Source organism: Marinomonas sp. ef1 (genome assembly GCF_002806845.1).
Lineage (GTDB): Bacteria > Pseudomonadota > Gammaproteobacteria > Pseudomonadales > Marinomonadaceae > Marinomonas > Marinomonas polaris.
The window spans coordinates 1-19,725 of sequence record NZ_NHTT01000025.1; the positions used below are offsets into that span (position 1 = coordinate 1).

Here is a 19,725-nt window from a genome sequence, read left to right on the forward strand (position 1 = left end):
CTATTTTTTAAGGGGTAATCGTGTTTTCTCTCTCTCTTTCAGTGTTGCCGGTATTTTTGCTATTGATGGCTGGCGCTGTTTGTCAGCGTTGGCGTTTTCCGATGGAGGGCTTTTGGTCTGGCGTTGATAAGTTGTCCTATTGGGTGCTGTTTCCTGCTTTGTTGTTTAGTAAAACTTCGCAGATCGATTTCAGCAATCCCATGTTGCCAAAGTATGCCTTTATTTTGTTGTTTGCTTTGTTCGTGACTGCTGTTTTTGTATTTGTCAGTACTTGGCTGATGAAGGTGGTTGCGCCGACGGCGTCGTCTATGTTGCAAGCGGGTGTGCGTTTTAACACCTTTGTTATGTTGGCGTTGGCGGGGAGTTTGTATGGTAATGATGGTTTGGTATTGGCAGCGTTGGGTGCATCGGTGTTGATTCCTTCTATTAATGTGTTTTTAGTGGTGTCTATGACCTTGATGCATGGGCCGTCTTCGACGGATAGTTCGTCTTCAACATCCTTACCACGTTTGTTAAGTGGAGCTTTGATTCGCAATCCTTTGATTGTGTCGATCTTGCTTGGCAGTAGTTTGAATTTACTCGGACTGACGCCGATTATTTTGGTCTCTGATGTGCTGGGGATGTTGTCTCAAGCAGCCTTGCCATTGGTGTTGTTGGCGGTTGGCGCTAGTGTGCGCTTTGAGACGATTCGCTCTGTCGGCATGACCTTTGTGATGTCTTCGCTCGCACGTTTTGTGGTGTTTCCTTTGGTGATTGGCTTGATGTGCTGGTGGCTGGATGTTCGTGGTTTACCTGCTTTGGTGGCGGTGTTATTTGGTGTGGTACCGACCGCAACATCGGCTTACGCCTTGGCACGTCAGTTGGGCGGTGATGCGGATAGAATGTCGGCTTATATTACGATGCAGACTTTGTTGTCTATTATTACCTTGCCAGTGAGCGTTTGGTTGAGTCAGTTGTATTTGATGTAACGTCCTCTTTAATGTTTGAAAAGTGCCATTTTGTGTAGTGGCTGAAAGATGCTACTTTGTGGATGAAAAAGTCATGTTACGGTGTTCTTTCATATCAATATTGATATGAGGTTTGCTGTAACTTGCATTTGAAAGGTAAGTGTTAGGGATATATTGTGAATCTCAGGGTGTTGGCTTGTCTTTAATGACGGGTGTGTGGCGCTCAGAATAGATCACAACAAAAACAAAAAGGAATCTAGTATGCAATCTCTCTCCGTTCGTTCTTCGTTGCCATGGCTGGGTGCATTCAAACGCAAGGCTATGTTGACAACTTTTTCTGTATTACTTCCTGTGTTGTCTGCTTCGGCGATGGCAGCAGATCTTACGATAGGTTTCTCGCAAATTGGCTCTGAAAGTGGCTGGCGGACGTCTGAAACCGAATCCATTAAAGCTGAGGCTGAACGCCGTGGCTATGATCTAAAATTCTCTGATGCACAACAAAAGCAAGAAAACCAAATTAAAGCCGTGCGTTCATTTATCGCGCAAGGTGTTGACGGTATTTTGCTTGCTCCTGTGGTGGAAACTGGCTGGGATCAAGTATTGAAAGAAGCGCAACGCGCTAAAATCCCTGTTGTGTTAATTGACCGTGGTGTAGCGGCAGATCCAAGTTTGTACTTAACTAAAGTGGCTTCTGACTTTAAAGAAGAAGGTTCATTAGCTGCATCTTGGTTGGCAGCAAAAACCAATGGTCGTTGTAACATTGTTGAGTTGCAAGGTTCAGTTGGTTCATCTGCTGCGATTGATCGTAAGACGGGCTTTGACTCTATCATCAGTAACTTTCCAAATATGACCATTATCCGTTCTCAGTCTGGTTCGTTTACTCGTGCTGGCGGTAAAGAAGTTATGGAAAGTTTCTTGAAAGCGGAAGGTGGTGCGAAGAATATTTGCGCACTGTTTGCTCACAATGATGACATGGCATTGGGCGCGATTTTAGCAATGAAAGAAGCTGGCGTGAAACCAACCAAAGACATTTTAGTGGTTTCTATCGATGCGGTTCCAGATATCTTTAAAGCTATGGCTGATGGCGAAGCGAATGCTACTATCGAGTTGAATCCTCATCTTGGTGGCCCAGCATTTGATGCGATTCTAGCGTCTAAAAAAGGTACTAAAGTCGACAAGTGGATCAAAGCAAATGGTCCATTGTATCTTCCTGATACAGCGGCTGCGGAATACGCGAAGCGTAAATAATATAGCGACGTACCTAGGCGTTTTTGATGTCTAGGTACGTTTTGTTTTTGCTTATTTATGTTCGTCAAAATGGAGACTGCAGTTCATGTCGCATTTAGTCAAAGAAAGCGTGCAAGCCAAAGAAACCTTGATAGTCGAAGAAAGGGGCAAAGAAGCGCAAAACGCGGTTCGTCCTTTATTAGAAATCAAAAATCTCTCTAAATCTTTTACCGGCGTTCAAGCTCTTAATGATGTGTCTTTACAGATTCAACAGGGCGAGATTCGCGCTTTGCTGGGCGAAAATGGTGCCGGTAAATCCACCCTAATTAAAGTACTGACCGGTGTGTATCCGCGAGACGGTGGTGAGATTCTATTAGATGGTAGCTTGATCAATGCGTCAGATAGTGGCCACGCTCAGCGTTTAGGCATCAGTACGGTTTATCAAGAAGTTAACCTTATTCCTACCATGTCCGTCATGGAAAACCTGACATTACAGCATCAAGAAAAAACCTTTGGTCTGATTAGCTGGAAGAAAGCTGAAATCCGCGCCAGAGAGTTACTAGCGCAAGTCGGTTTAGAGATAGATCCATTGCGCCAGTTAGACACTTATTCGATTGCGATTCAGCAATTAGTGGCGATTGCCCGTGCCTTAAGTACGCAGGCCAAAATGCTGATATTAGATGAGCCGACTGCCAGTTTAGACAGTGATGAAATCAAGCAGTTATTCGATTTGATGGAACGTTTGAAATCCGAAGGGCTAGGCATCATCTTTGTAACGCACTTTCTAGATCAGGTTTACAGTATTACCGATAGCATCACGGTGTTACGTAATGGAGAGTGCATTGGTACTTTTAAAACCGCCGAGCTGACTCGTTCCGATTTGGTCAGTCACATGGTAGGTAAATCCTTAGAGGATCTTGCCCCAACCGCTCATGACCATTCCATTAAACGAGAGCGTACTGAGCTTCTACAGTTAAATAATGTCGGCAAGCAACGCTATCTGCAGCCTTTAAATTTAAGTATCGCTGCGGGGGAAATTGTCGGTGTGGCGGGCTTGTTGGGCTCTGGTCGTACTGAGCTTTGTGAATTGGCTTATGGCTCGGTGAAGCCGGATCAAGGCGAAGTCACGCTTGGTAAGCATTCACTGACTAAGTCTTCTTTGCGTCATGCTATTCAGGTCGGCATGGGGTATTGCCCAGAAGACCGCAAGCAAGACGGCATCGTGGCTGAATTGAGCGTCAGAGAAAACATGATTCTTGCGCTGCAAGCGAGCAAAGGTTGGTGGTCGCCGATTTCCATGGCAGAGCAGCAAAACTTAGTAGAAGAAATGATTCATCGTTTGGCGATAAAAACGCCTGATATGGACAAACCCATTGGCGAGTTAAGTGGTGGCAATCAGCAAAAAGTGATTCTTGCCCGTTGGTTGATTACGCATCCTGCCTTACTGATATTAGACGAGCCAACACGTGGCATTGATATCGGTGCTCACCATGAAATTATCCAGATCATTAAAGAGCTTTGTGAACAAGGCATGGGTCTATTAGTCGCATCTTCTGAGCTGGAAGAGTTGGTTATGTTTGCTCATCGGGTGGTAGTGATGAAAGACCATCATAAAGTCTCGGAGCTTCATGGTGATGAGGTTTCAGAGCAAGCGATATTACGCACGATTGCGAGTTAAAGTGCGATAGAAAGTCTCTCGATTAATCTCTTTTATAAGCAAATATTCAAAGTAGCCGTTTCTATGAAAAAGAATAATTTTCTGCATAAACATCAAAAAACACTCGCGCCCTTGTTGTCGCTGGTGCTGATTATTTTGGTCACCGCATCGATAACGCCTGGTTTTTTGAGTATTAAAATCGTTGACGGACATCTGTTTGGTAGCCTGTTAGATATTCTGCATCGCGCAACACCAACTGCTTTGGTGGCATTGGGCATGGCGGTGGTAATCGGTACTCGTGGTATTGATTTATCGGTAGGTGCGGTGATCGCTATTTCTGGTGCGGTGACGGCCGTATTGACGGTGAATACAGACTTTCCTGTGTGGTTGGTTGTTTTATGTGCACTCGGCACTGGCGTAGTCTGTGGCTTGTGGAATGGCATCTTAGTGTCTGTGTTTAACATCCAGCCAATCGTCGCTACGTTAATTTTGATGGTGGCAGGTCGCGGTATCGCACAGATGATTACTGAAGGACAAATCGTCACTTTTCATTCTGATGTTTTGGATGCCATTGGTAATGGCTATTTCTTAGCATTCCCTATTCGTGTATGGATTGCGATAGGTATGATTGTACTGACTGTTCTAGTGATGCGAAAAACCGCGCTTGGTTTGTTTATTGAAGCGGTTGGCGCCAACGTGCGAGCCAGTCGTTTGGTTGGTATCGAAGCGCGCTTACTGGTGTTGTCTGCCTATGTTTTTTCGGGTTTTTGTGCGGCGATGAGCGGTATTATTCTCGCGGCGGACATTCGTGGTGCGGATGCCAATAACGCCGGATTATGGTTAGAACTGGATGCTATCTTAGCAGTGGTTTTAGCCGGTGCATCTTTAGCGGGCGGGCGTATTTATTTGTTACTGACGATTGTTGGTGTGCTGATTATTCAAACCCTAACCACCGCGATTCTCACTAGTGGTTTGCCAGCTCAATACAATTTGGTGGTGAAAGCGACCATCATCCTTGCGGTATTGTTGATTCAATCGCCTAAAACACGTCAATGGTTGTCAGGCTTCTTCTCGAAGAATAAGAATGCAGGCAAAAGCAGTGCTGGTAAAGCTAGTACTGATAAGAGGAGTGCAAAACCATGATTAACGAACGTAATTTGCCGATATTGGCAACCTTACTGGTTTTCATCATGCTGTACGGTTTTGGCATGTACCAATACCAAGGCTTTCGTGACACCTTGGTGTTTTCAAATTTATTAACTGATAACGCGTTTTTGATTATTACTGCTATTGGTATGACATTTGTTATCTTGTCTGGTGGTATCGATTTATCGGTTGGATCAATGATCGCCTTTATCGGCGTGCTGATGGCGTATCTGATTTCCAATACGGGCATGCATCCTTTGTTTGCTATTGGTATTGCGTTGGTTGTCGGTGTGGCCTTTGGTGCCGCAATGGGTGTGATTATTGCGTTTTTCGAGATTCAGGCATTTATTGTTACCTTAGCGGGGATGTTTTTGTTTCGAGGCTTGGCGTATTTAATCAACCTAGACGCGGTACCGATTGATCATCCTTTTATTGCTGGGTTATACGATATTTATGTTCCTCTGCCAGGACGCGGTGGTTTGACCTTTATTGCCATGGCTATGCTGGTGTTGTTGGCGCTGGGGATCTTAATTGCTCGTAGAACGCGTTTTGGCATGAGCGTATATGCTTTGGGTGGAGACAGTCATTCTGCCGCTTTGTTGGGTGTGCCTGTAAAAAAGACCATTATTAAAATATATGCGTTGAGCGGCTTTTACAGCGCCATGTCAGGGGTGATCTTTGCGATCTACACAGGTTCTGCGTATCCACTCGCAGCCGTTGGGGTGGAATTAGATGCTATTGCTGCGGTAGTTATCGGCGGGACTTTGTTAACGGGTGGCGTGGGTTATGTGTTTGGTACTTTCTTGGGAGGAATGATCCAAGGCATTATTCAAACTTTAATTACGTTTGATGGCTCGCTAAACAGTTGGTGGACAAAACTCGCGGTTGGCGGTTTGTTACTGTTCTTTATCTTGCTGCAAAAAGGCATTGTGGTGTGGGTGAAAAAACGCTCGGCTAACTAACCACTTTATCTGTATAAAAGTATCAAGTTGCAATCATGCATAAAAAAACCAGTGTCAAATGACACTGGTTTTTTGTTTCTGTATTTGCTTTATTTTGGTGCAATTATTTGCTGTGAGCTAAATTACGCTTCGGTCGCATCTTTATAAATATTCTTGTAGCAGAAGTTGGTTGCTTCAACGAAGCCGTCAACGCTACCACAGTCAAAACGTTTGCCTTTGAATTTATAAGCCAATACACAGCCTTCTTTTGCTTGTTGCAAGATAGCGTCGGTGATTTGAACTTCGCCGTTACGGCCAGCTGGTGTATTGCGGATCTTGTCAAAAATATCGGGTGTTAAAATGTAACGACCGATAATCGCAAGGTTCGATGGCGCTTCTTCTTTAGATGGTTTTTCCACCATGTCGGTAACACGGTACAGGCCTTCCATCATGGATTCACCTTGGATCACACCGTACTTATGTACTTCGTCTTCTGGTACTTCTTCAATAGCAACAATGGTGCAACGGAACTGGTTATACAGTTTAACCATTTGTGCCATTACGCCATCGTCTTCGCCAAAGCAAAGGTCGTCTGCTAGTACCACACCGAAAGCTTCATCGCCAATAAGTGGCTCGCCAGTCAAAATAGCATGACCTAGACCTAACATGTTGTTTTGACGAGTAAAAGAGAAGTTAACGTTGTCGATTAAGTAACGAATCTCATCTAGGTATTTTTCTTTGTTGGTGCCGGCAATTTGATGCTCAAGCTCGTAGCTGATATCGAAATGGTCAGCAATAGCACGTTTACCACGACCCGTTACAAAAGTAACATTGTCCAAACCCGCTTTGACCGCTTCTTCTACGCCATATTGAACCAAAGGCTTGTTTACAATCGGAAGCATTTCTTTTGGCATGGACTTAGTGGCAGGCAAAAAACGTGTGCCATAACCAGCAACAGGGAATAGACATTTGCGAATCATAATTTTTCCTTAAAAATGGCTTTGTGCTTTGTTAAGTGGCTGTCTAAGAAATACGACATAGCCAGCCTGTTTCGGCGACGCACTCATTATAGTGCATCTCGTGTGACACTTTTTATCACCTTAGTTAACCGATCCAGTACAGGTGAATTAAGTTTGTACCAATGCCAATAAAGAGGCAAGGCCAGCCGCTTGTTTGGCAGCAAGGATACCAGTTTCTTGCTTTTTATTTTCTGTTTAATTTGAATACTAGGTACTAAAGCACAGACTGTGCCACCCATTACTAACTCAACAAAGCCATGGGAGGATGGATACCAATGGCTGTGGCTAATATCGGTTTTGACCTCTAAGCATTCATTCTGATAACGCGCCCAGAGTTCATCATGTTCGTCATAAATCAAAGATGGGGATTTTAGAACAGCTTCAGCGCTAAGGTCACCTCTTAAATGCTCTTTAATAAAGCTTGGTGTTGCAACCAGTTCGTAATACATATTGCCAAGAAATATTGAATCCCCACCAGACACTGGCGTACCAATTTGACTAATACAAGCGACCACTTCACCTGTCTGTAATAAGGCGCGAGTTTTAGCTTGGTCGGCGGCTTTAATATGTAGCTTGGTGGAATCTGTTGCAGAAAACTGGCTGACCACCTTGGTAAACCAAGTAGCGAGCGTATCGTTATTCACCGCAATGCTGATTGGTTGAGTCGCCTGATTGCCTTGAATGGTTTCTTGTAAGCCTTCTTCGAGCATGGTGACCTTGTTGAAATGCGCCAGAAGTTGTTCACCAAGCGGTGTAGCAACCACTGGTCTTGCGCGAATAAGCAAAGGGCGACCGCATTCTTGCTCCAAACGTTTGATATTTTGTGACACTGCGGATTGCGTTAGATGCAGATATTCTGCCGCTTTGTCAAAACTTTGGAATTTCAAAACAGCATGGAGAGAGGATAGCGCTTTATAATCCATCATAATTTTATCTAATATAACTTTAGTTTAATTGATTTTAATTTAGTGCCTGCTTTGCGTAAGATCAAGCCACTTTTTAGAAGACACGTTTTAAAAGGTACTTTTTAGACGAAATTTTTTAGGCAATAGATAAATTGGAGAAGATTGTGCTGGCATTTGTGAGTGGAGCGATTACGGGCGGCGGTTTGATTGTCGCGGTTGGTGCACAGAACAGCTTTTTATTAGAGCAAGCCTTGAAGCGACATTATGCGTTTCCGATTGCCTTGTTGTTTATTTTGAGCGATGCCATTTCCATCGCGCTCGGCGCGTTTGGCTTAGGGTTAATCTTGCAAAGTCATGATTGGTTATTATCGGTATCCCGTTGGGCTGGCGTGGTTTTTTTGGTGTGGTTTGCCTTAGGTAAGTGGCGAGCGTCTTTCCAAGAAGAGCATTTAATTTTACAGCAATACAGTAAGCGTCTCGCTTTATGGCCGCTGGTGATGATGGGCTTTGCGGTGACTTGGCTTAATCCACATTTCTACTTGGATACTATGATCTTAATGGGAAGCTTAGCAAACCAATGGCAAGGAGCAAAATGGGAGTTTGTTTTTGGTGGTGTGTGTGCGTCGGTGCTGTGGTTTTTGTCTTTGGCTTTAGTCGGAAAGCTTTGTGCTAAGTGGTTAGAAAAAGCGTCTTTCTGGCGTTGGTTTAATCGCATTAACGCGATTTTGATTTGGAGTATTGCACTTAAAATCGCCACACAACCCTTGTCTTAATAGAGCAAGCATTGTGTGGTTGTTTTTGAGTATTAGTTATTTTGAGCGTTAGTTATTTTGAGAGCTTAGCTGGTTAAAGCTTGATTTCCACCTCGTGGCTTTTCTCTTCTACCGTTGTGTTAGAAGAGTCAGCCTCGACAAGCATTTCTGCGGTTGCGACAGAAGATACTGTAAGGGCAACAGGGATTTGATCCCCTTGCTCTTCGATGATCATAGCTGGCTTGCGGTTGATACGATACAGCGCAACTAGTGCAACCGTCATATTAAGACTAGCGACAAACCAGAATAAGGCGTTTATTTGCAGCGTATCCATTAATGCCGCAGCTATTAGAGGCCCTAACATACCGCCAATGCCGTTCAGCAATATCATGCCACTACTAGCAGAGAGGATTTGCTCGGGGCGTAATTGGTCATTCATATGAGAAGAGGCAAGAGAATACATAGGGAAGGTAAACGCCCCCACCGCAAACATACCAATCATCATTAGTATTTGGCTATTTATGCCGCCACCTAGCGGCACAATAAAGGCCGCTAATGCGCCGACAACACCGACCCAAAGTATGGTTACACGACGGTCTTGGCGATCAGAAAGTTTACCTATTGGCCATTGCAGCAGCATCCCGCCAACATAACTTGCACCGATGAAAATCGAAATTTCAGCAATATTTAATCCGATGGTTTTGGCATAGAGCGCGCCAAGCCCCAATAACGCCCCCGAGGTTGCCCCAGCTATGGTGACACCCGTAACACCAAGAGGTGCGGTTTTAATCAAACCAAGAATGTTGAGTTTTTCTGGTACGTTGATGGTAGGTGATGGTGTACGAACCAACAATAGTGGTACTACGGCTAAGGAAATTAATACCGAAGTTAAGATGAACAAACCATAACCGCTAGGAGATGATAGATTCAATAAGAGCTGACTGATGGTTTGGCTTGCCCAGATTTCGATAATATAAATCGAAAATAAACGGCCGCGAGTTTTGTTGGTCGCGATGTCGTTTAACCAGCTTTCTGTCACAATAAATAGACCTGCGTAACATAAGCCCGTGCCCATCCGCATTAACATCCAGAACCATGGGTTAACCACAACGGATTGCATCAAAATGGTAATAGAAGCCAAAGATGCCACAGCAGCAAAAACTCGAATGTGACCCACGTTTTTGACCCAGTTTGGTACCAAAAGGGAACCAAGAATAAAGCCAAGATAGTAAGCGGACATAATCAAACCTGTCGCCGTTGTATTGAACCCCTCGATAGAGGCTCGAATACCGATCAATGAGCTTTGCAAGGCGCTTGCCATAGTGAGAACGGCAATACCTATGAGCAGACTCCAGATTGGAAACAGGGTTTGCTTTAACATTTAGTGTCCTTTTGGGATTTCTATAGTAAACATAAAATTCATAATGGGTCGGGTTGATCATTATTTCGGCTGACTATACCGAATGAGTCTCTTATTGCAATCATAAGCCCCGTATTCTTAGGCTAAACTTTATCATAGCCCATAAATTGTGACGGTACGGATTGCAACATGGCAATATCTTATGCAAATCACATACCTCCTAAGGGATATGGTGTTTTATTATCCAGCTCAGTTAGTTTAGAAGACAAAGAGAAAAATGAACCATTTAAGAAAGGACATAAAATGAAAACCTATCAAGAATGGCAAGCGTTACGAGCTACCATTAAGCTGCCACATAACGCTTACATCAATGGACAATTTGTCGCTGCGCAAAGCGGCGATACATTCGATTGCATCAATCCAACCGATGAGTCCTTACTTGCCAAGGTCGCTAGCTGCGACAGCGCCGACGTTGATCTGGCTGTGGCTGCAGCAAAACAAACCTTCAAAAGCGGTGTTTGGTCGGAATTAGCGCCAGGTAAGCGCAAGCGTATTTTACAGAAATGGGCAGACTTGTTGGAACAACATCAAGACGAGTTAGCCTTGATTGATACCCTCGACATGGGTAAATCGATTTCCGAAATGGTCGGCATTGATGTGCCAGATTCACTTGATTGCTTGCGCTGGTCGGCAGAATGCATCGATAAGCTGTATGGTGAAATCGCACCAACGAATTCACAGAACCTTGCCTTAATTAGCCGCGAGCCACTCGGCGTGGTTGCCATTATTACACCGTGGAATTACCCGCTGATGATGGTAATGTGGAAAATTGCACCTGCACTTGCCGCAGGTAATAGCGTCATTCTGAAACCTTCTGAAAAATCACCATTAAGTGCGTTACGCATTGCGCAATTAGCGACTGAAGCTGGCATGCCTGATGGTGTGTTTAATGTATTGCCAGGGTTTGGTCATACGGCGGGCAAGGCGCTGGCTTTACATTATGATATTGGTACCTTGGCGTTTACTGGCTCTAGCCGTGTGGCTGGGATGTTGATGCAGTACGCAGGTCAATCCAACATGAAGCGCGTTTGGTTGGAAGCTGGTGGCAAATCGCCTTGTTTAGTGTTTGATGACTGCAAAGACATAAAAGCCGCAGCAAAAGGCGCTGCAACGGCTATTTTCACCAACCAAGGGGAAGTCTGCATTGCTTGCTCACGTTTGTATTTGCACAGCAGTATCAAAGAAGAATTTATGGTCGAGCTACTAAAAGCAGCCCGTGAATATGTGCCAGCAGATCCACTTGATCCAGCGACGAAAATGGGGCCAATGGTCGACAAAGCTCAGTTTGATAATGTGTCTGGTTTTATTCAAAGTGCCATCGATGACGGAGCAACGCTAGAGCTTGGCGGTGTGCCTGATTATCAGCAAGGCAAAGGCTTCTTTATGAATCCAACGATTTTCTCTGATGCCGATCACTCGATGCGTTTCGTGCAAGAAGAAATTTTTGGCCCTGTGTTGGCGGTGATGACCTTTGAAACCGAAGAAGAAGCCATTGAGCTTGCCAACGACTCTAAATATGGCTTAGGCGCGGCGATTTGGACCAATGATTTGTCTCGCGCGCATCGTGTTAGTCGTAAGCTTGAATCTGGCATGGTGTGGGTAAATACCTGGGGCGATGGCGATACCACGGTACCGTTTGGCGGCGTGAAAGCGTCTGGCAATGGCCGTGATAAATCTTGGCATGCGCTCGAAAAATACACTGAAATCAAAAACACTTGGATACGCCTTTAATCATAATGATTAAAGATTAATGCTTTCGAAAGGAGTACCTAGTTTATGCCTTTACCAAGTCATGTGAACTCGTATTACGCAGATTCTGCCAACGATAAGGTGTTGCGCCCTAAATTAACGGGTGAGCAACGTTTTGATGTTTGTGTGATTGGCGCCGGATTTACGGGTATTTCGACCGCGTTGAGTTTGGCCGAAAGGGGCCACAAAGTGGTGGTATTAGAAGGTACTCGAATTGGCTTTGGTGCTTCTGGTCGTAATGGTGGTCAGATAGTAAATAGTTTTAATCGCGATATTGACTACATTACCGACCAATACGGTGAGGTTATTGGTGAAAAAATGGCGGCGATGGCGTTTTCGGGTCAAGCTTTGATTCGTCAACGCGTGGCTAAATACAACATAGATTGCGATTTGAAAACGGGTAATATTTTCGCTGCTTGCAACCCTAAACAGTTTGAATCGCTAAAAGCGAAAAAAGCCCTTTGGGAAGCACATGGACACGAAGGCCTGACGCTATTGTCCGCGTCTTCTATTCAAGATCATATTGGCTCCGAACGTTATGCGGGTGGCTTGCTAGATATTCATGGTGGTCATATTCAGCCCTTGAATTTGGTCTTGGGTCAGGCGCGGGCGTTTGAATCTTTAGGTGGCGTGATTTATGAGGATTCAAAAGTCATTCGGATCGAGCAAGGCAAGCCTGCCAAAGTAATCACGGAAAATGGTTCGATTGTCGCGGATACTGTCGTGGTGGCGGGAAATGCCTACGTGTTTGGTTTGATTCCAGAAGTGGAGAAAAAAGCCATGCCTTGTGGCACTCAGGTCATTGCTACTGAACCGCTTTCTGAGGATTTACAAAAGCAGTTATTGCCTACGGATCATTGTGTGGAAGACGGTAATTATTTATTGGATTATTACCGATTATCTGGCGATGGACGTTTGATTTACGGCGGTGGTACTACCTATGGTGCTCGTGAACCGGAAAAAATCGAATCGATTATTGGCCGTAAAATGCTTAAAACTTATCCTATGTTGAAAGACGTTAAGATTGATTTCGCTTGGACGGGAAATTTCTTATTAACCATGATGCGTATGCCGCAAGTAGGTAAAATTGGCGATAACCTGTATTACGCACAAGGTTATTCGGGCCATGGTGTAACAAACTCTCATTTAATGGGCGAGATTTTGGCAGACGCTATCGAAGGTGATGTTTCGCGCTATGAAGTGTTTGCCAGCATGCCGCAATATCAATTTCCAGGTGGCCGTTTATTGCGTGTGCCTTATACAGCGATGGGCGCAATGTATTATAGCTTACGAGATAAGTTAGGCATTTAATCTCTAGCGTTTATCGATCAGCGATCAGCGATCAGCGCTACGAGGCTCGTCTGGTTTCATCATGATGATCTAGATGAGTCAAAAATAGCGTGAAAATTTCCGATTGTGTCGAAGTATTGAGTCGGGAGTGGATATTCTTGCGATGGACTTTCACTGTTCCCGCACTAATTTCCAATAGATCTGCAATGGATTTTGACGAATGGCCACGCAACAACAATTCCAGCACTTCCTGCTCTCTATTAGTGAGCACACCACGAGCAAAGGTTTTTATTGCGTAGTTCAGCGGTCCAGAGCTGGTGGTTTCTTCTATGTATTCGCTTTCTTGTGATAACCAAAATTGACTAACAAGCGCATCAACCATAGGAAACAGGCTTTTTAGGTGATTCAGTTCGGTGCGTCGGATTGAGCCAATGGCCTTTTTTCTCCCCAATGAAATCGCGCACCTGGTGTCTTTATTCAGCGGAATGATCAGATTGATCTCATCTACCAAGTCGAAATCGCGATAACAAGTTTGGTAGTACTCGGTATCTTCAAAGGAGTCGGGAGACAAATCCACCAGACGATAAATCCCCGGCAAAATTCCTTGCTGAATACCATTAAAAACAGGATCTAAAAGATAGGCTTTACTCAAATAAAAGCGCAGCGCAGCACTTTGTTGTGCTGGGTCTTGTGGGTGAATCAATATGGGTTTGAGGGCTTTTTTGTAAGTGATGATGGTAATGGTGTCGAAATGGCAAAGCTTACTCAAAAAAACATCTAACATGGCTGGGAAACTAGGTACACGAACGTAGTTGGTTAGCGTGGCCAAGTCCCGAATTAGCTCTGAAATGTTTGGATGTTCTAAGGTGATGTTTTTTTGCATATCTGCCTCGATTTATTTCTTGCTTGCTTCAAATTAGGGCGATTTTTTTCCACGTTTATTTTTATCGATCCATCTTGATGCGTTGGTCTATATTCCTGAGAGAGTCTTATTTCAAAAATTGATTTCCATCACATGCTAATGCAGCAGTTGAATAATTACTTAAATTTTATAAAGACTTGCCATCATTTTTGCATATACCCACTTGGGGATAGTTACTCATAACATTTGCTTAGGGTAATGTGAAATTATTGTGATCAGGAGTGAATAAAAACAATCCATTAAATGATCGGTATCGACGCAAAGTTCAGCTTTTATACAGCGACTTTCTAACTGTTGCCCCATTTTAGAAGAGTATTTTATATGTCGGAAATGAACGAAGGGAACACAGAGTTTGATTTATTTATTGCCGATTTGAATGGCAATCTTCGAGGTAAGCGCATCCCTGCGAGTGGTTTAGACACTGTTATGGCCCAAGGCGTTAAATTGCCGCAATCGGTTATTGGCTTTGACAACTGGGGGGATGATGTTCTTACCAATGGTTTGGTTTTTGAAACCGGAGATACCGACGGCGTTTGCATGCCTGTTTATGATGAGCCGACTTCTGTGCCTTGGGCGGAATCGCCCCGAGATCAAGTGTTAGCCATGATGTTTAATATGGATGGCACACCTTTTTACCCAGATCCACGGCAGATTCTTGTGCGTATTGTTGATCGTTATAAAGCATTGGGTCTAACGCCAGTAGTGGCGACTGAGCTGGAGTTTTATTTATTGGATGGTGAATCTGAATTTAAACGTCGTCCAGAAGAGCCAATTATTAACGATGGAAATGGCCGAAGACTGAGCGAAACAGACTGTTATTCGATCGATGAAATGGATGGTTTGGAAGGCTTTTTTACCGAGGTTCGTGAGGCTTGCGAAGCCCAAGGAATCCCAGCTGATACGATAGTGTCAGAATTAGGCCCAGGACAGTTCGAAATTAATATGCAACACACCAATGACGCAGTATTATCCGCCGACCATGCGATCCTCTTTAAACGCTTGGTCAAAGGTGTTGCCCGTCGTCATGACTTGGGTTCCACCTTTATGGCGAAACCTTACGCCAATAAAAGCGGCAGCGGGATGCATGTGCATTTTAGTTTGCTGGATGAAACGGGCAAAAACGTATTTGATAACGGTGATGAAGATGGCTCTTTGCTGCTTCATCAAGCGGTGGCAGGTTTGTTGGATCACATGCCGGAATCTATGCTGGTATTTGCGCCACATATGAACTCTTACCGTCGTTTTCAAAATGGTGCTCATGCGCCAACTTTTGCAAGTTGGGGTTATGAGAACCGCACTGTTGCGGTACGCATACCGGAAAGTGAATGCGAGGCTCGTCGTATAGAGCATCGAGTCGCGGGTGCGGATGCGAACCCTTATCTTGTGTTGGCGGCAATATTGGGCGCGGCATTGCATGGTATAGAAGCCAAAATGTCACCGCCTGAGCCAATTATAGGGGACGCGTACGCCGTTTATGAACGCTATGAAGCCTTGCCAAATCGTTGGGAATTGGCGACGGAAGCGTTTAAAGACAGTGCATTTATGTGTGAATATCTTGGTGACACCTTTGTCCGAGTGTTTAGTGCGGTGAAGGAGCAAGAGCAGGAAAAAATCTATGGGCGTATTTCCGATGTGGAATACGAAGCGTACTTATAAAGTTTAAACGTTGGCTTTGGCCAATGTTATTAGCTTATTTATTAGTAAATAGTGGGAGATCCCTAAATGAAAAACAAAACGCTTGGTTTTATGCTCGCATGTGCGGCTAGCTCTGCAACACTTCACGCACAAGACGTCGTTAATATTTACAACTGGTCTGACTATATGGCACCAGGTACTTTGGAGCAGTTTACCGCTGAAACTGGCATTAAAGTGAACTACGATGTGTACGACAGTAACGAAGCTCTAGAAGCCAAAATGATGGCTGGCGGTTCTGGTTACGATGTTGTTATGCCGTCGAACTCCTTTTTCGAACGCCAAGTAAAAGCGGGTGTTTATCAGACTATCGATAAGAGTAAGTTAAGCAACATTGGTAATTTGGATGGCACCTTACTTAAACAAATCGAAAAACATGATGCGGGCAACCAGCATAATATTCCTTACGCTTGGGGAACAATCGGTATTGGTTACAACACGCAAATGATCGAAGAACGTTTGGGCACCAGTGATATTGATTCATGGGATATTTTATTCAATCCTGAGATCGCAGCTAAATTGAAAGACTGCGGCATTGCAGTATTAGATTCACCAGCCGAAGTGATGTCTATCGCGAATAATTACCGTCAGGTTGATCCAAACACTGAAGATACGAAAGAATTGGAAGCATCGGCAAAATTGATGAGCCAAGCTCGTCCTTTTATTAAATATTTCCATTCTAGTACCTATATTTCTGATCTAGCGAATGGCGAGATTTGTGTTGCTATCGGTTATAACGGCGACATTCTTCAGTCCCAAGGCCGAGCAGAAGAAGCCAATCAAGGTGTTGATATCAATTTCGTGATTCCGAAAGAAGGTACCTTAGTGTGGTTTGATTTGATGGCGATTCCAGCGGATGCACCACATCCAGCGGCGGCATTGGCATTTATTAATTATATCTTGCGCCCAGAAGTGGCTGCGTCGATTTCTAACTATGTGTATTATGCCGTGCCGAATAAAGCTGCTGAGCCATTGTTGGACGATGAAGTTGTTAACAACAAGGGTATTTATCCTACGCAAGCGGTGAAGGATAAGCTTTATGTACAAGTTGCTCATACGGCGCGTTTTGATCGTTCTTTGACTCGTGCATGGACAAATATCAAAACTGGTCGTTAATCGACGTATCGGCGGAGCTTTCTTGCTCCGCCATTTTTTCGCTCAATCATTTGGATAGGTCGTAGGTTATGTCTGCTTTTCCCAATACTTCTACTGTACAGACGCAATCTGTGCCGACATGGCGTCAAAAAGACGCTAAACCATTTGTGCAAATTGAACAAATCACCAAGCAATTTGGCCAGTTTACTGCGGTGAATTCGGTATCGCTTGATATTTATCGCAATGAACTTTTTTGTTTATTGGGTGGTTCAGGTTCAGGGAAAAGTACCTTGTTACGTATGTTGGCAGGATTCGAAGAGCCAACGTCCGGTCGTATTCTCATTGATGGCGTTGATATGACGGGAATTCCACCTTGGGAACGTCCGGTTAATATGATGTTTCAATCTTATGCCTTGTTCCCGCACTTATCGGTCGAAGCCAACGTGGCTTTCGGTTTGAAGCGTGAAGGATTAAAAAGCGCAGAAGTGAATAAGCGCGTTGCTGAAATCTTAGGCATGGTTCAGTTAGGTCATTTAGCGAAACGCAAACCTCACATGTTGTCTGGTGGTCAACGTCAGCGTGTTGCCTTGGCTCGCTCCTTGGTAAAGCGTCCAAAACTCTTGCTGTTAGACGAGCCTTTGGGTGCTTTGGATAAAAAACTGCGTGAAGAAACTCAGTTTGAATTAATGCGCTTGCAGGATGAATTAGGTATTACCTTTATTGTTGTGACTCATGATCAAGAGGAAGCCATGACTTTGGCAACGCGTATTGGTGTGATGAACAATGGCGATATTGTGCAGACGGCAGAACCTCACGAAGTGTATGAGTACCCACAGAATCGATTTGTGGCTGAATTTATCGGTAATGTTAATTTGTTTGATGGCACTGTGATTGATGACGAACGCGATACTACATCGATGCGTAGTGCCGATATCGACGGATTATTGCAAGTTGATCATGGTATTAGCTGTGCGCCGAATCAAGATGTGAGCGTGGCGATTCGTCCTGAAAAAATCCGTATTAGTCGTGAGCCAATCGACTTAGAAGTAAATGCGACAACTGGTGTGATTTCAGATGTGGCCTATATGGGCAGCCAGTCGATATTCAAAGTTCGCCTTAATTCCGGCAAAGAAATTCGTATTACTCAGCCCAATGTGTCTCGCGAAATGGGCAACCGTTTAACATGGGAAGATCGCGTTTTTCTCTCTTGGGACGCGGATAGCTGCGTTGTGTTAGTAGCATGATGTTGAGTAAGCTGCGTTTGGGGCGAACGGCGGTTATTCTGGTGCCAATGTTGTGGTTGGCAGCGTTTTTCTTTATTCCTTTTTTGGTGGTTTTCAAGATATCTCTAGCCGAAGCCATGATTGCGGTGCCGCCGTATTCACCTTTGCTGCAATGGGATTCGAGCAATGCTTATCTCACTTTTAAAGTGACGTTTGGCAACTACCTGTATTTGTTTGAATCACGTTTTTATTTGGATGCGTATTTAAGCTCGTTAAAAATAGCGGCCATATCGACGTTTTTTGCTTTGCTAATTGGTTTTCCGATAGCCTATTTGATTGCTCGTAGTCGTCCCACCATGCGGACGATTTTGCTCGCTTTGGTTATTTTGCCTTTTTGGACGTCTTTTCTATTGCGTGTTTACGCTTGGATGGCGTTGTTGAAAAAGAATGGCTTGGTTAACGATTTCTTATTGGCTACGGGCATTATTGATCAGCCAATACAAATTCTGCAAACCGACTTTGCCGTTTATCTTGGCATTGTTTATACCTATTTGCCGTTTATGATTCTGCCCCTGTACACCACTTTAGAAAAAATGGATTTAAACCTGCTTGATGCTGCGCAAGATTTGGGTGCGAAGCCTTATCAGTCGTTCTTCTTGGTGACCTTGCCATTGGCGAAGCCGGGGATTATTGCTGGCTGTTTGTTAGTGTTTATTCCAGCGGTTGGGGAATATGTGATTCCGGCCTTGTTGGGTGGATCGGATACCTTGATGATTGGCCGTGTGTTGTGGGATGAGTTCTTTTTAAATCGTGATTGGCCTTTGGCATCTGCCGTGGCGGTGGTCATGCTGATTGTTTTGGTTGGGCCAATTATGTTTATGCGAAACAGCAATAAGGAGGCCGAATGAAACAGGGCAGTTCAGTAGCTTTAAAAGTAATGGCTGGTGCGGGCTTTGTGTTTCTGTATGCGCCGATTATTGCCTTGATTGTGTATAGCTTTAATGAATCCAAACTGGTCACAGTGTGGGGCGGTTGGTCGTTAAAATGGTACGTCGAATTGTTCCGTAACGAGCAAATTATGAGTGCGGCTTGGGTAAGTCTGAAAATCGCTTTTATCAGTGCGACCATGGCGTCTATATTGGGCACCTTGGCGGGTTTTGTCCTGAGTCGAATGCGTAAGTTCGCTGGCAAAGCTATGTTAACCGGCTGGGTGACGGCACCTTTGGTAATGCCAGAAGTGATCACCGGCTTGTCTTTGCTGTTGTTGTTTGTGTCTTTGGAAAGCATGTTCGGCTGGCCTGCTGGTCGTGGTGTAACCACCATAGTGATTGCTCATACAACCTTTTGTTTGGCCTATGTCGCTGTAGTAGTGCAATCTCGGCTGGCTTCATTAGATGAGACATTAGAAGAAGCGGCGATGGATTTGGGCGCCAAACCTACATCTTTGTTCTTTTTGATTACTTTGCCTTTGATTGCACCCGCAATTATTTCTGGTTGGTTGTTGTCCTTTACCTTGTCATTGGACGATTTAGTGATCGCTAGTTTTGTTTCTGGCCCGGGTAACAGCACCTTGCCAATGGTGATTTTTTCGAAAGTCCGTTTAGGCGTGACTCCAGAAGTGAATGCTTTGGCAACCTTGATGATAGTGACGGTGTCGATTGCGGTGATCGCGGCGATTGTGATTATGCATAGACAGAATCGCTTTAAAGATGCGAATAAATAGTGCTGCTTATTGAAAAA

General features: G+C 44.4%; 17 protein-coding genes. 13 read left to right on the top strand and 4 right to left on the bottom strand.

Features of this window, described 5'->3' with window-relative positions; all coding sequences use genetic code 11:
• Positions 1–20 precede the first annotated feature (20 nt).
• The 5 genes from CCS02_RS21245 (at position 21) to yjfF (ending at position 5,939) form a co-directional block, all read left to right on the top strand.
• The gene (locus tag CCS02_RS21245; protein ID WP_100637643.1) at positions 21–968 is read left to right on the top strand and encodes an AEC family transporter; all 948 of its coding nucleotides are present in this window, start codon (positions 21–23) and stop codon (positions 966–968) included.
• 240 nt (positions 969–1,208) lie between these two features.
• Entirely contained in the window at positions 1,209–2,195 is a 987-nt protein-coding gene (locus CCS02_RS21250) for an ABC transporter substrate-binding protein (protein WP_100637644.1), read from the top strand.
• Positions 2,196–2,280: 85 nt separating this feature from the next.
• On the top strand, positions 2,281–3,852 hold the full coding sequence (locus CCS02_RS21255; protein ID WP_198515436.1) for a sugar ABC transporter ATP-binding protein: 1,572 nt from the start codon (positions 2,281–2,283) through the stop codon (positions 3,850–3,852).
• 63 nt (positions 3,853–3,915) lie between these two features.
• Positions 3,916–4,974: an ABC transporter permease gene (locus tag CCS02_RS21260; RefSeq protein ID WP_100637645.1), complete on the top strand. Its 1,059-nt coding sequence runs from the start codon at positions 3,916–3,918 to the stop codon at positions 4,972–4,974.
• Complete coding sequence (yjfF, locus tag CCS02_RS21265; RefSeq protein ID WP_198515437.1) at positions 4,971–5,939, top strand: galactofuranose ABC transporter, permease protein YjfF; 969 nt, start codon at positions 4,971–4,973, stop codon at positions 5,937–5,939. Before CCS02_RS21260 ends, yjfF begins: the two co-directional genes overlap by 4 nt.
• Positions 5,940–6,061: 122 nt before the next feature.
• Here yjfF and galU read toward each other — a convergent pair whose 3' ends face one another.
• Together galU and CCS02_RS21275 are read right to left on the bottom strand one after the other, a co-directional pair.
• The gene (gene galU, locus CCS02_RS21270) at positions 6,062–6,898 is read right to left on the bottom strand and encodes a UTP--glucose-1-phosphate uridylyltransferase GalU (protein WP_072841113.1); all 837 of its coding nucleotides are present in this window, start codon (positions 6,896–6,898) and stop codon (positions 6,062–6,064) included.
• An 86-nt stretch (positions 6,899–6,984) separates the two neighbouring features.
• Positions 6,985–7,863, bottom strand: coding sequence for an ArgP/LysG family DNA-binding transcriptional regulator (locus tag CCS02_RS21275; RefSeq protein WP_100187853.1), 879 nt, complete (start codon positions 7,861–7,863; stop codon positions 6,985–6,987).
• A gap of 143 nt (positions 7,864–8,006) precedes the next feature.
• Between CCS02_RS21275 and CCS02_RS21280 the strand changes: the two genes are divergently transcribed.
• Positions 8,007–8,615 carry a LysE/ArgO family amino acid transporter gene (locus CCS02_RS21280; RefSeq protein WP_100637646.1) on the top strand — a complete coding sequence of 203 codons (609 nt, stop codon included), beginning with the start codon at positions 8,007–8,009 and terminating at the stop codon, positions 8,613–8,615.
• A gap of 73 nt (positions 8,616–8,688) precedes the next feature.
• Here the strand turns inward: CCS02_RS21280 and CCS02_RS21285 are convergent, their stop codons facing one another.
• Positions 8,689–9,975, bottom strand: coding sequence for an MFS transporter (locus CCS02_RS21285; protein WP_072841111.1), 1,287 nt, complete (start codon positions 9,973–9,975; stop codon positions 8,689–8,691).
• A gap of 282 nt (positions 9,976–10,257) precedes the next feature.
• Between CCS02_RS21285 and CCS02_RS21290 the strand changes: the two genes are divergently transcribed.
• Positions 10,258–11,745: an aldehyde dehydrogenase gene (locus tag CCS02_RS21290; RefSeq protein ID WP_100187899.1), complete on the top strand. Its 1,488-nt coding sequence runs from the start codon at positions 10,258–10,260 to the stop codon at positions 11,743–11,745.
• A 45-nt stretch (positions 11,746–11,790) separates the two neighbouring features.
• A complete protein-coding gene (locus tag CCS02_RS21295) occupies positions 11,791–13,074 on the top strand; it encodes an NAD(P)/FAD-dependent oxidoreductase (protein ID WP_100637647.1) in 1,284 nt (427 codons plus the stop codon).
• Between the two features lie 37 nt (positions 13,075–13,111).
• Here CCS02_RS21295 and CCS02_RS21300 read toward each other — a convergent pair whose 3' ends face one another.
• Entirely contained in the window at positions 13,112–13,936 is an 825-nt protein-coding gene (locus CCS02_RS21300) for a response regulator transcription factor (protein WP_100637648.1), read from the bottom strand.
• A gap of 360 nt (positions 13,937–14,296) precedes the next feature.
• Here CCS02_RS21300 and CCS02_RS21305 point away from each other — a divergent pair, with 360 nt between their 5' ends.
• The 5 genes from CCS02_RS21305 to CCS02_RS21325 all read left to right on the top strand — a co-directional run bounded on the left by CCS02_RS21305 (position 14,297) and on the right by CCS02_RS21325 (position 19,708).
• Positions 14,297–15,631, top strand: a complete 1,335-nt coding sequence (locus tag CCS02_RS21305; RefSeq protein WP_072841108.1) for a glutamine synthetase family protein — start codon at positions 14,297–14,299, stop codon at positions 15,629–15,631.
• A 66-nt stretch (positions 15,632–15,697) separates the two neighbouring features.
• Positions 15,698–16,783, top strand: a complete 1,086-nt coding sequence (locus CCS02_RS21310) for a polyamine ABC transporter substrate-binding protein (protein ID WP_072841107.1) — start codon at positions 15,698–15,700, stop codon at positions 16,781–16,783.
• Between the two features lie 68 nt (positions 16,784–16,851).
• Positions 16,852–18,006: an ABC transporter ATP-binding protein gene (locus CCS02_RS21315; RefSeq protein ID WP_072841106.1), complete on the top strand. Its 1,155-nt coding sequence runs from the start codon at positions 16,852–16,854 to the stop codon at positions 18,004–18,006.
• Positions 18,003–18,893 carry an ABC transporter permease subunit gene (locus CCS02_RS21320; RefSeq protein WP_012071189.1) on the top strand — a complete coding sequence of 297 codons (891 nt, stop codon included), beginning with the start codon at positions 18,003–18,005 and terminating at the stop codon, positions 18,891–18,893. Before CCS02_RS21315 ends, CCS02_RS21320 begins: the two co-directional genes overlap by 4 nt.
• A complete protein-coding gene (locus tag CCS02_RS21325; RefSeq protein WP_100187857.1) occupies positions 18,890–19,708 on the top strand; it encodes an ABC transporter permease subunit in 819 nt (272 codons plus the stop codon). Before CCS02_RS21320 ends, CCS02_RS21325 begins: the two co-directional genes overlap by 4 nt.
• Positions 19,709–19,725 lie beyond the last annotated feature (17 nt).